Raw genomic sequence first — 13115 nt, forward strand, 5'->3', positions numbered from 1 at the left:
AGGCCATGTCCCATCCGACCGGCTATGAGCGCTGGCTTCGCCCAGCCGTGGAGTTCTACAGCGTTGTCGCCTGCATGCTAGCGGCTGGCCTTGTTGCACTCATCCCCGAAACGCTGGGGCTCTCGACCCCAATGGCCTCGTTCGCCACAATGGCATTCCTATGCCTCGGCGCCGCACGGCTGTATCAGGCTCATCGCATCCTGCGCTACCGACGCAATCTCCGGCGGCTGCCTGCCTACACCTTGTCCAGCGCTGCGATACCGGTCAGTACGCAGACGCTGTTCATCGGCCGTGGGTTTCGCTGGGAGGCGCGGCATACCCAACGCTTGCTCGAGACCTATTTGCCGCAGTGCCGCCGCTATGTCGAGCCAAGCCGGTACGAACGCCTTATCCAACACCTTTTCAAACAGCCTTCGCGGCGCGCTCACCTGGCTCAAGCCGCCATTGGCGGCTTGCCTCGACTGCATGGCGTCGAGCCTGATGAACAAGACGTCTGCCTACCCTTGAACGAGCGTGTGGGCCATACGCTGGTACTGGGTACCACGCGGGTCGGCAAGACGCGGCTGGCCGAGCTCTTCATCGCGCAGGACATCCGCCGCCGCAATGCGCAGGGCGAGCATGAGGTGGTCATCGTGTTCGATCCCAAAGGCGATGCAGATCTGCTCAAGCGGATGTACGCCGAAGCCAAGCGCGCCGGCCGTGAGCAGGAGTTTTTGGTGTTCCATCTGGGCTGGCCAGACAGCTCGGCTCGGTACAACGCCGTCGGCCGTTTTGGCCGTATCTCCGAGGTGGCTACTCGTCTTGCCGGGCAACTCTCCGGTGAAGGCGATAGCGCCGCCTTTCGCGAGTTTGCCTGGCGCTTCGTCAACATCATCGCTCGCGCTCTGGTGGAGCTAGGTCAGCGCCCTGACTATCGGTTGATCCAGCGCTATGTCATCAACATTGATGCGCTGTTTATTCAGTACGCCGAACATTACTTCGCCACACGCGAACCCGAGGCGTGGGAGGCGATCCTCAAGCTTGAGGCGGGACTGAACAACCGTAATCTGCCGCGACACATGATTGGGCGAGAGATCCGGGTCGTTGCCCTCGAGCAGTACCTTTCCAATACGCATCACTTCGATCCGGTGCTCGATGGCCTGCGCAGCGCCGTACGCTACGAGCGCAGCTTCTTCGACAAGATCGTGGCTTCCCTTCTGCCCCTGCTGGAGAAGCTCACCACGGGCAAAATCGTCCAGTTGCTCTCGCCGGACTACGAGGATTTGCAAGATTCGCGGCCGATCTTCGACTGGATGCAAGTCGTTCGCCAACGCGCCATTGTTTATGTGGGCCTGGATGCCCTGTCCGATGCCGAGGTCGCCGCAGCCGTAGGCAATTCCATGTTCGCGGATCTGGTTTCGGTGGCGGGACACCTCTACAAGTTCGGCGTCGACAGCGGATTACCCGGTGGCAAGCCAGGCACCAAGCCCACCATTAATCTGCACGCCGATGAGTTCAACGAACTGATGGGTGATGAGTTTATCCCCCTGGTCAACAAGGGCGGCGGCGCTGGCGTTCAGGTGACGGCCTACACCCAGACCCTGTCGGATATCGAGGCGCGGCTAGGCAATCGCGCCAAGGCCGGCCAGGTGATTGGCAACTTCAACAACCTGTTCATGCTGCGGGTACGCGAAACAGCCACGGCGGAGCTGTTAACCCGCCAACTCCCGCAGGTCGACGTCTATACACCCACGCAATCCAGTAGCGTCACCGACACCTCTGATCCAGCGGCCGCCAGCGCCTTCACCTCCAGCACCCAAGATCAGCTCGTGGGCAGCCGCCGGCCTCTCATCGAGCCTGTCCATCTCGTCGCGTTGCCCAAGGGGCAGTGCTTTGCGCTGCTTGAAGGCGGTGCGCTGTGGAAGGTGCGCATGCCCTTACCGCTACCAGACGCTGATGATGATTTACCAGCAGATCTTCGCGCGCTGACCGCTGCCTTGCGCCAGCACCCGTTCGGCCCCAAGACGGCTGAGCAATCTGGCGAACCAGACGCACCACTCCAGACCGTCCCAGAGCCACCGGTGACTTCGACTGCGGAGGCATCTCTTCATGAATGAAGCCGTAGACACCCGGCCGCGTCGTGACGGAGGGTTTACTCAGCTTCTGTTGCTGCCCTTCACAGTCCTGGGCCTGCTGTGCGCCGCGCTGCTCCTTCGGCTCTTACTGGAAGGCTTTGGCATGCTGTTCGTTTGGCCGGATAATCGCAGCCAGCATGCGCAAATGCTTTACGAGCAGGATCGACGCGATCTCGCCCGCACACCCTGGGCGGATCGATGGCAGTCGATTTCCTGTACGTGGCTAGATACCAAGCGCTCAGTACAGCTTACGGCGCTATCTAACCCATGGATCGAACTGCAGAGCAGGCTCGAAGCCGTACCCAGCATCCGGGGCCATGAGACGCCGCGGTTGCCTTGGGCAAAAGAACGCTCAGGGGTAAAAGAGGCTTTATCTGCAGCCCGGCACAGCGTGCTGAGCGTTGGTATACGGAGCCTACTGCTGCTTCAGGCTATGCCTTTGCTGATACTGAGTGTGCTCGTTGGTATCGTAGACGGCCTGGTCCAACGGCACGTGCGCCGCTTGAACGTACAACGTGAATCGGGCTATCTCCATCACCGCGCGAAGGCCCTCTTCCTCCCACTCACGCTGCTGCCAGGATTCTTGTACCTCGTGCTGCCCATCAGCGTGTCCGTTGGCAGCTTTGCGATTGTGAGTGCGATCCTGTCAGGCCTGATGGCCGCAATCGCCGTTGGGTCGTTTAAGAAACATCTCTGACGAAAAGCTTCGGCTATTCCATCTAAGCAAGACCTCTAGAGCAATGATCGCCAGCTTGGCTACGACACGTTTCACGTGGAACGCTGTTCTGTGTCTTAGCCCTTTTGATCGTGCGAGTCCGCATATCGCCTTAGCAGTTTTCCAGCTATTCGCTCATCGAACCAAGCACGATAAGCCGCCCAACGAGCGGTCCTTTTACTTCATCACCTGAGGATAGAAGCTGCTTCCAGACAGGGCTTTAGGGATCAACCGGGATCTCATGAAGACGTTACGCTCTGGTCGTCTCGAGTAGCTCAGCATGCTGTTCGAAGTCATCCGCTAGCTGCTGCAGTGTGATACTTCGCAGGCGCGTCAGCAGCAAAGCCTGCGCGGCATCGAACGCCTCGGTCAGCGCATTGTTTACGGCTCGCTCAACCAGACATTCAGGATGATCGGTCGCCAAACCTATGGCGAAAATCGACGACGACCCGAGCGCCTGATGGATATCTAGCAGTGTGATCTGTGCAAGGGGCTTTGCCAGCATCCACCCTCCTCGATGACCCTTTTCAGAACGAACGTACCCCTGCTCCTTGAGCAGGGCCATCGTCCTGCGCACGACCACCGGATTGGTACTCAGCATCTGCGCCAAGGTGTCAGACGTCGCAGGCTGTTCATGGCGAGCCATGTGAATCAGCGTATGCAGCATCCGCGATAGGCGCGTGTCATTTCTCATAGCTCAAAAGCCTCATTCAAGCCGGCCAGCATCTCTCGACACAGGAAAAGTTACAAGAGCTAGACTTTCGCACATCACGTAACTTATGTTGTTTCCTGAAATTCAAGAGGGAAATTCCATGATCTACGATGTGATCGTTGTGGGTGGCAGCTACGCCGGTGTGTCCGCTGCCATGCAACTGGCTAGGGCGCGCCGTTCTGTGTTGGTGATTGATGCTGCGCAACGCCGTAATCGATTCGCTGCCACGTCTCATGGGTTCTTGGGGCAAGACGGCAACAGCCCAGATGCAATTGCTGACCAAGCACGTCGGCAACTACTCGCCTACCCATCCGTCACCTGGCATGACGCGTCTGCGGTTGCAGCAGAGAAACAGGCCGATGTGATCTCTATCGCTACAAGCGATGGCCTCACCTTCAATGCCCGTCGGCTGATTCTGGCTTCCGGCGTCACCGATGAGCTGCCAGATATTCCTGGCTTGGCTGAGCGCTGGGGGCGACAGGTCTTCCACTGCCCTTACTGCCATGGGTATGAGCTGGACAAAGGAAACATCGGTGTCCTGGCCAGCTCATCACTCGCTATCCATCAGGCCCTGATGCTGCCTGATTGGGGAGCAACAACCTTGTTCCTCAACGGCGCCTTCCAGCCCGATGCAGAGCAAAGCAAGAAGCTTGCACAGCGTGGCGTTTTGCTCGAGCAAGAGCAGGTTGTTTCTATTGGTGGGGAGCGGTTGGAAGTGACACTGGCCAGTGGTCATGTGATTACGCTTGCAGGACTGTTCGTCCAACCACGCACGCATCTGAACAACCCCCTGATCAAGCAGTTGGGTCTTGCCGTTGAAAGCGGTCCCTTAGGCGATTTCCTGACAGTAGATCAGATGCGGGAAACCAGCGTGGCAGGCGTGTTTGCCTGCGGAGATGCGGCAGTGGCTGCCGGTAACGTGGCGATCGCGGTCGGCGACGGTGCTCGCACAGGTGGCGCAGCTCACCAGTCGTTGATCTTTCGCTGAGCGAAGCAACTTCAGGCCGCCGGCTTTCTACCAAAGCACTAGCACGTATTAACCTGTCTTCTTGGCAAGGACAGTAGCGCACCTGCCAGCTCTACCTTATCTGACAGGTGCAGCGTTATTGCTCAAGAGGGTTGTTAACGTCGTGCTTCTGTCAGGGCTTGGCGGTAAAGCACGACAACATCGTTAAGCAACTCGCGCATCATCGACGCAAGCAGTTGCTGACGAAGTTCTCCGTTCTCTACCGACTCAGACGCCAACTGATCAAGCAGATCGTTCAGCACTGAAACATGCAACTCAGCTTCGGCTTCCGGCGTATCCGACTCGAAGTCTGGCTGGCGCGCTCGAAGCAGAGGCGTTGGAAAAGGGACTATGGTGCTAGTGCGACTAGTCATGGCGCACCTCCATGCGAGAGGTAAGACACGTAGTCGGATGTGTCAGGCGGAGCCCGGGCTTGAAAGGAGGACGAGGCATTTTCCTTTTACTCCTTGGACAGGTTAAGGAACCGCCTACCAGCCTTCTCACGAGCATAGGAGGCGGACCGTGCAAGGGTGAGAATCCGGCGTCCAAGGGAACCGGCCAGGCAAAAGCCTGCCTCACACGGCCCGCCATAGAGGAGCATTAGCGCAGCATGCAAATACTGGCTAAGCACTATGACGCTACCGCGCCTTGGACAACTTCCAGGTTCTCACGCCCGGTCGCGGGATTGACCACGACAGCCAAAATCTAACGTTCGCGGTTACCGGTTGCAACCAACAAACCGGCTGGCGTGCGCTCCGCTTTCTCGGTGAGGCCGCCGTCTACAAAAAACCGGGTACGCGCTGAATCGGATTTTCTGCGGCGTGACGCTCCCGTAAACGGCACCTTCGCGCCATCGAATCGCTCAGGACGCGAGCAAGATGGCAACGCGCAAAGGCTCTGCCCTACCTCACTGGCCAATCCTCCTCACACCGCTCTTGGTTGCCCTAAGTGCCCCCCAAGCGCAGGCGGGCGACAGTGACGCTGAACGTGAGCAGCTAGCCGCCGTCATCCGGCAGCTGACGATCACTGAACACCTGGCCGTTCAGACCGCTGCGCACGCAGCCCCTGCAGGCACCCGCTACCACTTCGACTATGCCCTCCTGCAGCAAGACCTGCAGCGCATCCGCCAGGGCATCGAACACTACCTGACGCCATCTCGGGCCCAGCCCAGGGATCTGCAGCCGCTGGCAGGTGACTACGCCCGCGAGGTCGATCCACATGAGGCGTCCTCGCCATGACCCTCTCCGCCGCACAGAGCACAGCCTTTCAGGCCAGCGGTGGCTTCACCCCTGCTGCCGTCTCCACGGTGGTGCTGAGCCTGGTCTTTGCCGTCTTTCAGCTCTGGGGCGTCTGGGCCCTGCGCACGGCCTTCGTGAGCTGGGCCGAACACCGCATGACCCAACGCCAACTGCTGGGTATCGCGGTGCGTTTTTTCTTCTTGTACCTGGCCCTGATTTTTCTACTGCTCTCCTGACCTATGGAGGATCTGAACGTGTCTACGTCGCTGCTGCGCATCTGCCCTCGCCGTCTTGCTCAATCCCTGACGACCGTCAGTGGTATCGGGCTGATTGAAGGCGCCCACGCCGCTGGCTTGCCCAAGATGGAAGCACCCACCCGTGGGCAGGGCACCGGCATCCTGCAAACCCTGCAAAACTACGGCTACGACATCGTCATGCTGGTCGCCCTGCTGGTTGTGGCGTCCATGTTTATTGGCGTGTGCTACCACGCCTATACCCGCTACTCCGAGATCCACACCGGTCGCGCCACCTGGGGGCAATTTGGTCTCACCGTGGCCGTTGGCGCCATGCTGTTGGTCGTGGGGATCTGGCTGCTGACCACCGCCATCGGTGTGCTCTGACACGCGAAGCTGCCCCTCACCATGGAGACCGTACGCGCCGAAGACGGCCAGGTTCTGTTCCTGCCCCACCGACTCAATCGCCAACCGGCCGTTGTCCGAGGGCTGACCGCGGACGAGCTCTGGTTTGCCACCACGCTGTTTGCGTTGATCGGGTCAGGGCTGAGTCTGCCGCTGGCGGTTGTGGTTGGGCAGCTGGCGGTGCTGCCCACCGGCATCCTCATTACCTTGGCGGTTGGGCTCTACCTGAGCAGCGGAGTGCTGCAGACCCTCAAGCGCGGACGACCTGATACCTGGCTGCATCGGCACCTGCAATGGCAGGTAGCAACCCGCCTACCCCTCCTGGCCGCCTGGGTCGGCGCACAGCGGTTGATTCTGCGCTCAGGCACCTGGAGCACACGACGTTCCCGGGCGGTCCTGCGTGAAGGGGAGCGCTGGTCATGAGCCGCTTTCGCCACGAAATCGTGCATCTGCAGACGCACATACGCACCCTTCGCCTGGCCGCCGGTGCCCTGGCCCTACTGGCATTGCTACTGGGCCTTGGCTGGTGGAGCGCACCGCGAGATTTGACCATCCACATCCCGCCTGACCTGCGTTCAGGCAGCACGCGAAGTTGGTGGGACGTACCGCCCGAAAACGTCTATGCCTTCGCCTTCTACATCTGGCAGCAGCTACAACGCTGGCCCAGCGATGGCGAGGCGGATTACCCGCGCAACCTCAAAACCCTCTCGGCCTACCTCACGCCCGCCTGCCAGGCCTTCCTCGAGCAGGACTATCAGCGTCGCCGCGCCAACGGCGAGCTGCGGTTACGCGTCCGGGGCGTCTACGAGATCCCAGGGCGCGGCTACGGCGAGGATCCCGCGCGCCGGGTCAAGGTGATCTCGGCTCGCGACTGGATCGTCACGCTGGATCTGACGGCGGATGAGTACTACAGCAGCGAGCAGATCAAGCGGGCGCTGGTGCGCTACCAGCTCAAGGTCGTACGGCTGGATCAAGATCCAGAGCACAACCCGTTCGGCCTTGCGCTGGACTGCTATGCCCAGCCGCCACAACGCATCGACACCCATCCGGACCTGATGCCTGCTCAAGCCCCAGGAGCCGCCACATGACTCGTCAGCCCCTATCCCTGCTCGCCGCGCTGTTCCTTGGGCTCGGTGTGGCAGCACCCGGTCATGCCACACAGATCCTGCACTGGAAACGCCTGCCTCTCGCAGTGCCGCTCACGGTAGGCCAGGAACGTGTCGTGTTCCTTGACCGCAAGGTGCGCGTTGGCGTCCCTACAGCCCTGAGTGATCGCTTGCGTATCCAAAGCACCGGCGGCGCGCTGTACCTACGCGCCAGCACCGTGCTTCCGCCCACGCGGCTGCAGGTACAGGATGTGCAAACGGGCATGATCATCCTGCTCGACGTCGCCGCGGAGCCGGCAAAATCGGGGCAACCAGCGGCAGAGCCGATTCGTATCGTCCTGGATGCGCCAGACGAAGAGTCGCGGCCTGCGCCGACTACGCCTGAAGCCGGTACTGCGCAGAGCGCTCCGGACGCGGCCCTGGCGATGACCCTGACCCGCTATGCCGCCCAGCGTCTCTATGCACCCTTACGCACCCTTGAGCCAGTCGACGGCATTCGCTCCGCCGCGGTGGAGAAAGAGCTGCCCTTGGACAGCCTTTTGCCGGGGCTACCGGTTAGGGCGCGCGCCCTCGCCGCCTGGCAACTGCAGCACCTGCGGGTCACCGCAGTTCGCCTGAGCAATCAAAGCGCACATCCTATCGCGTTGGTGCCCGAAGCACTACAGGGCGACTTTGTGGCTGCCACCTTCCAGCATCCCGACCTTGGCCCGTCCGGTCAGGCCACCGACACCACAGTGGTCTATCTCGTCACTCGCCACCAGGGACTGCGGGGCGCCTTGCTCCCCAAGGTCACGCCCTTCCCAGACGTCGCACCTCGCCCTCCTGTCTTGCCCGCGCTGCGCCACGGTAATGTCGATGAAGACCAGTAGCCTACTCAAATGGGCGGCCATTCCCCTGGCCGGAATGATGACTGCCGTTGGCCTTACGCGATGCACCGGGTCCTCCAGTACGTCTGATGTTGAGCCCGAAACCGCTCATGCGCTGACCCAAGAGGAACGCGCCGCTTTGGGGGTTGAAGGCGACTCCCCTCGGGACACCGTCGCGACCCTGGTAGCTCAGGTCAAGCAGCTGCGTCAGGAGCTTGAGACTGCAACGCGCGATGTGCAGCACTCACGTCATGCGCCCGGCCGTCCAGAGGATGCAACCGCGCTAGTCGATCAGCGAATCGAACACGCCCTGCAGGCTGAGCGGGCGCAGCGGCAGCAGGCTCAGGAGCAGCTGGCGCGTGAACGGCAGCAGACCGAACAACTGCTCAACGACGTCAAGCAGCGCCTGCACACCCCCGCACCGGACGATGCCACGGAGCTGCCGGTAGGACTCGGCCTGGAGCCCACCCAAGAGGCGTCGACTGAAGTACCACTGCGCTGGATTGAGCCAAGCGATGTGCCGCCTGACGCTGCGTCCAGCAAGAGCCAGGCGCACCCACTGCAGCTGGGATTAGCCCCTGAGTCGCCACCCGCCGCAGTCCCTGACGACCGAATAAGCCATGCACCTGATGCTCCGGCCAAACCGGTCTATACTTTGCCAGCCAATGCCACCCTGGTGGGCTCGGTCGCCATGACGGCCTTGATCGGACGGGTCCCTGTCGATGGCACGGTGAATGACCCCTACCCCTTCAAGGTGCTGATCGGCCCGGACAACCTGACCGCCAACGGCATCGAATTACCCGACGTGGCCGGCGCCGTGGTTAGCGGAACGGCCTCCGGCGACTGGACCCTGTCTTGCGTCCGCGGACAGATCCGCAGCCTGACTTTTGTCTTTACCGACGGCACGATCCGCACCCTACCTGACGATGACCCGCCCAGCGGCCAGGGCCGGCGAGGTGAGTCGGCGGACAACGCCCTGGGTTGGATCAGCGATGACCAGGGCATTCCCTGCGTAGCGGGTGAACGGCGTAGCAATGCGGCCCAGTACCTGGGCTCGCAGGCCTTGATCACCGCCGCAGGTGCCGGCGCGGCATCGCTGCTTTCAGCCGACAAGAGCACACATGCCGTCTTCAGCGGCGCCGGCACGTTCGGCACCACCAGCACGTCCGGACAGGGGGCGCTCAACCAAATCCTGGCCAGTGGCATGCAAGACCTGTCGCAGTGGGTCAATCGGTTCTATGGCCAAGCCTTCGCGGCGGTGTACGTCAAACCCGGCGCCCAGGTCGCGGTTCACCTGGAGCGGCCTGGCACGTTGGATTACGCCCCCCAGGGGCGACGCGTTCATCACCTGACCGGAGGACTCCATGCAGCGCCCTTGGACTAATACGACGCTCTCGCTTGCCACCCCGCTGCTGACCCTTGCGCTGGCAGGCTGCGCCAGCAAGGACACCCTACTGCCGCCCGGTGATCACAGCATGCTCGACCTCTGGCGTGTCCACACGAGCAGTGTCCAGGGCGCCGAGGCTCGCCTGAGCGAGGCCCGGCAGCAGGTGCGTCGTCCGTTGTCCGTCGGAGATGAGCCTCCCTCCAGCGGCCCGCGTGCGGACCTGCGCCAGCGCGCTCATTCCCTCAACCAGCAGTTTCCCCGCCTGCCCAACCCTGACCTGGTGATGTATGTCTTCCCGCATTTGGCCGGCGAGGAGTCGGTTCCGGTACCAGGCTACAGCACAGTATTTCCGCTCTATCGACACGTACCCTACGCCCTGCCCGGTGAGCGAGTGGAGGACTACTGATGCGCAGCGCTTGGCTCCGCTGGCCGCGCCTGCGCCAGACGACACCGGATCCGCAGTCATCGGATGCCTGGCAGGCCCATGTCATGCGGCTAGCCAAGCACGGGCTGGCCGCCCCGGGCGCCTGCCTGGACCCGTCCAAACGCCGGCCTGCTACCCAGGCGGATCAGGACAGGCTGTACGCCCAGGCGCCCTCGTTCGTCGATCTTTTGCCGTGGGTGGAATACCTGCCTGACGCGCAGTGCATGCTCTTGGACGATGGCCGCTCGGTGGCAGCCTTCTTCGAGTTGCAACCACTGGCGACAGAAGGACGCGAGCCTGACTGGTTCGCGCAAGCGCGCGACGCCGTAGAAACCGCCCTGCAGGAAACACTCGATGAGCACGACGAGAGCCCCTGGGTCGTACAGTTCTATGCCCAGGACGAGCCCACCTTCGAGGCTTACCTCAACACACTGTCCGACTACGTCCGCCCTCTCGCGCGTCACAGCATCTTCACGGACTACTACCTGCGTCTGACCGCCCGCCACCTGCAGGCGGTCAGCACGCCTGGCGGACTGTTCGACGACACCACCGTGACCCAGTTGCCCTGGCGTGGGCAGCACCGCCGTACCCGGATGGTCGTCTACCGGCGCCTTCCCGCCACCGCACGCCGCAGCCCTGTCTCAGCGCCTGAGCAGGATCTGAATGCAACCTGCGACCGCCTTACTGCAGCGCTTACCAGCGCGGGTGTGTCCAGCACACGCCTGGACGCTGCCGCCATCCATGATTGGCTGCTGCGCTGGTTCAATCCCGATCCCACTCACCTGGGCCATACCGACGCCGACAAGGCACGCTTCTATGCCCTGACCCGCTATCCGGACACGACACCACCCGACGCCCTGGAATTGGCCAGCGGGACCGATTTTGCGCAACGCCTTTTCTTCACGCCACCTCGCTCAGACCGAACCACCGGGGTGTGGTACTTCGACGATCAACCTCATCGCGTCTTGGTGGTTGATCGACTGCGTCAGCCTCCGGAAGCAGGCCACCTGAGCGGTGAGATGCGGCATGGTGAGGCCCTCAATGCGGTAATGGATCAGCTGCCAGAGGGTACGGTGATGTGCTTGACGGTGGTCGCAACGCCACAGGATGGATTGGAAGCGCAGCTCAATACCCTGGCACGCAAGGCCGTGGGCGACACCCTCGCCTCCCTGCACACCCGCCAGGACGTCGAGCAGGCCCGGGCCCTGATTGGCGGACAGCACAAGTTGTATCGAGGCGCGCTGGCGTTTTATGTGCGCGCACCGGCAATGGAGAGTCTGCGCCAACGCTGCCACACACTTAACAACGCGCTGCTGACGGCAGGCCTGCAGGTGGTACGCGAAGACGCGGAAGTGGCGCCGCTTAACAGCTACCTTCGTTGGCTACCCGCCGTCTTTGATCCTGCGGCCGACCGCCGGCATTGGTATACCCAGTTGATGTTCGTGCAGCACGCCGCGAACCTGGCCCCTGTCTGGGGCCGTAGTACGGGAACGGGTCATCCCGGCATCACCTTCTTCAATCGAGGTGGGGGTCTGGTGACCTTCGACCCGCTGAGCCGCCTTGATCGCCAGATGAACGCCCACCTGTTTCTGTTCGGTCCAACCGGGTCGGGCAAGAGCGCGACCTTGAATTACCTGCTGCAGCAGGTGACCGCGCTGTACCGACCTCGATTATTCATCGTCGAGGCCGGTAACTCCTTTGGGCTGTTTGCCGACTTCGCCGCCCGCCTGGGGTTGTCCGTTCACCGCGTAACCCTCACACCGGGCAGCGGCATCAGCCTGGCCCCCTTTGCCGATGCTTGGCGACTGGTCACACCAACCATGACCGAAGCGCTCGACAGTACAGAGGGTGAGCATTCGGAGGCGTCGGATGAGCAACGTGATGTCTTGGGCGAACTGGAGATCATCGCGCGCCTAATGATCACCGGCGGTGATCCACGCGAGGACGCACGCATGACCCGCGCAGACCGAAGCCTGCTGCGTCAGTGCCTGTTGGCGACCGCGGAACGTTGTGTCGCGCAGGGACAGCCCGTGCTGACCCGCGATCTCTGCGCCACGTTACGCGAGCAGGCGCGCGACGACGCCCTTCCCGAACCCCGACGCGCACGCCTCTTGGAAATGGCCGAAGCCATGAGCCTGTTTTGTCAGGGCAGCGACGGCGAACTCTTTGATCGCCCTGGCACCCCGTGGCCTGAGGCTGACATCACCCTGGTGGATCTGGCGACCTTTGCCCGGGAGGGCTATGGCGCGCAGCTTGCCGTGGCCTACGTCAGCCTCATCAACGCCGTGAACAACCTGGCTGAGCGCGATCAGTTCCTGGGACGCCCTTTGATCAATGTCACCGACGAAGGACACATCATCACCAAGAACCCACTGCTGGCACCCTATGTGGTCAAGATCACCAAGATGTGGCGAAAGCTCGGCGCCTGGTTCTGGCTGGCCACTCAGAATCTGGACGACTTGCCAGCAGCGGCCGAACCCATGCTCAACATGATCGAGTGGTGGATCTGCCTGTCGATGCCTCCCGACGAAGTCGAGAAGATCGCTCGCTTTCGCGAGCTGACGCCGGCGCAGAAGGCCTTGATGCGCTCGGCGCGCAAGGAAGCGGGCAAGTTTAGCGAAGGGGTTATCCTGTCCAAGTCGATGGAAACGCTCTTTCGCGTGGTACCGCCTAGCCTCGTTCTGGCCTTGGCCATGACCGACCCGGAAGAAAAAGCTGAGCGCTACCGCTATATGCAACAGGACGGGATCAGCGAGTTGGACGCAGCGTTCAAAATGGCAGAGGCGCTTGACCAGCAGCGTGGCATTACCACGGCCCTCCTTGACCCTCCTAGGCCGCAGCCTAACTGAACGAGCGGCCGCTCAGGCAAGCATGTCGCGCGTTATCCGCAGGGATGATCAGTCACCGCA

The 13115-nt window shown here is 62.0% G+C and carries 14 protein-coding genes; 12 read left to right on the forward strand and 2 right to left on the reverse strand.

Translation table 11 applies throughout. From position 1 onward, the window contains the following. Positions 1–5: 5 nt before the first annotated feature. Both traD and ACUCV0_RS11575 read left to right on the forward strand, forming a co-directional pair. A complete protein-coding gene (gene traD, locus ACUCV0_RS11570; RefSeq protein ID WP_482212748.1) occupies positions 6–2096 on the forward strand; it encodes a type IV conjugative transfer system coupling protein TraD in 2091 nt (696 codons plus the stop codon). Next, the gene (locus ACUCV0_RS11575) at positions 2089–2811 is read left to right on the forward strand and encodes an IncC plasmid conjugative DNA transfer DtrJ family protein (protein ID WP_482212749.1); all 723 of its coding nucleotides are present in this window, start codon (positions 2089–2091) and stop codon (positions 2809–2811) included. Before traD ends, ACUCV0_RS11575 begins: the two co-directional genes overlap by 8 nt. A gap of 268 nt (positions 2812–3079) precedes the next feature. Here the strand turns inward: ACUCV0_RS11575 and ACUCV0_RS11580 are convergent, their stop codons facing one another. Continuing rightward, on the reverse strand, positions 3080–3523 hold the full coding sequence (locus ACUCV0_RS11580; protein ID WP_282280848.1) for an Rrf2 family transcriptional regulator: 444 nt from the start codon (positions 3521–3523) through the stop codon (positions 3080–3082). Between the two features lie 118 nt (positions 3524–3641). Between ACUCV0_RS11580 and ACUCV0_RS11585 the strand changes: the two genes are divergently transcribed. Beyond that, positions 3642–4529 carry an NAD(P)/FAD-dependent oxidoreductase gene (locus tag ACUCV0_RS11585; protein ID WP_482212750.1) on the forward strand — a complete coding sequence of 296 codons (888 nt, stop codon included), beginning with the start codon at positions 3642–3644 and terminating at the stop codon, positions 4527–4529. A gap of 134 nt (positions 4530–4663) precedes the next feature. Here the strand turns inward: ACUCV0_RS11585 and ACUCV0_RS11590 are convergent, their stop codons facing one another. Beyond that, positions 4664–4921 (reverse strand): hypothetical protein, encoded by a 258-nt coding sequence (locus ACUCV0_RS11590; RefSeq protein WP_115946266.1) that lies wholly within the window; start codon positions 4919–4921, stop codon positions 4664–4666. A gap of 504 nt (positions 4922–5425) precedes the next feature. Here ACUCV0_RS11590 and ACUCV0_RS11595 point away from each other — a divergent pair. From ACUCV0_RS11595 to ACUCV0_RS11635, 9 genes are read left to right on the forward strand one after another with little or no spacing between them, the layout of a single operon-like run. After that, the gene (locus ACUCV0_RS11595; RefSeq protein WP_482212751.1) at positions 5426–5785 is read left to right on the forward strand and encodes an integrative conjugative element protein, RAQPRD family; all 360 of its coding nucleotides are present in this window, start codon (positions 5426–5428) and stop codon (positions 5783–5785) included. Continuing rightward, positions 5782–6021 (forward strand): TIGR03758 family integrating conjugative element protein, encoded by a 240-nt coding sequence (locus ACUCV0_RS11600; RefSeq protein WP_482212752.1) that lies wholly within the window; start codon positions 5782–5784, stop codon positions 6019–6021. Before ACUCV0_RS11595 ends, ACUCV0_RS11600 begins: the two co-directional genes overlap by 4 nt. A 12-nt stretch (positions 6022–6033) precedes the next feature. Further along, positions 6034–6405, forward strand: coding sequence for a TIGR03745 family integrating conjugative element membrane protein (locus ACUCV0_RS11605; protein ID WP_314559867.1), 372 nt, complete (start codon positions 6034–6036; stop codon positions 6403–6405). Between the two features lie 21 nt (positions 6406–6426). After that, complete coding sequence (locus ACUCV0_RS11610) at positions 6427–6846, forward strand: TIGR03750 family conjugal transfer protein (RefSeq protein WP_482212753.1); 420 nt, start codon at positions 6427–6429, stop codon at positions 6844–6846. Further along, on the forward strand, positions 6843–7511 hold the full coding sequence (locus tag ACUCV0_RS11615) for a PFL_4703 family integrating conjugative element protein (protein WP_482212754.1): 669 nt from the start codon (positions 6843–6845) through the stop codon (positions 7509–7511). Before ACUCV0_RS11610 ends, ACUCV0_RS11615 begins: the two co-directional genes overlap by 4 nt. Beyond that, positions 7508–8398, forward strand: a complete 891-nt coding sequence (locus tag ACUCV0_RS11620) for a TIGR03749 family integrating conjugative element protein (protein ID WP_482212755.1) — start codon at positions 7508–7510, stop codon at positions 8396–8398. Before ACUCV0_RS11615 ends, ACUCV0_RS11620 begins: the two co-directional genes overlap by 4 nt. Continuing rightward, positions 8385–9779, forward strand: coding sequence for a TIGR03752 family integrating conjugative element protein (locus ACUCV0_RS11625; RefSeq protein ID WP_482212756.1), 1395 nt, complete (start codon positions 8385–8387; stop codon positions 9777–9779). The genes ACUCV0_RS11620 and ACUCV0_RS11625 overlap by 14 nt, the downstream gene beginning before the upstream one ends. After that, a complete protein-coding gene (locus ACUCV0_RS11630) occupies positions 9760–10188 on the forward strand; it encodes a TIGR03751 family conjugal transfer lipoprotein (RefSeq protein ID WP_482212757.1) in 429 nt (142 codons plus the stop codon). The genes ACUCV0_RS11625 and ACUCV0_RS11630 overlap by 20 nt, the downstream gene beginning before the upstream one ends. Next, a complete protein-coding gene (locus tag ACUCV0_RS11635) occupies positions 10188–13055 on the forward strand; it encodes a conjugative transfer ATPase (protein ID WP_482212758.1) in 2868 nt (955 codons plus the stop codon). Before ACUCV0_RS11630 ends, ACUCV0_RS11635 begins: the two co-directional genes overlap by 1 nt. Positions 13056–13115: the final 60 nt, after the last annotated feature.

This window comes from Pseudomonas sp. VMV1 (genome assembly GCF_056790235.1).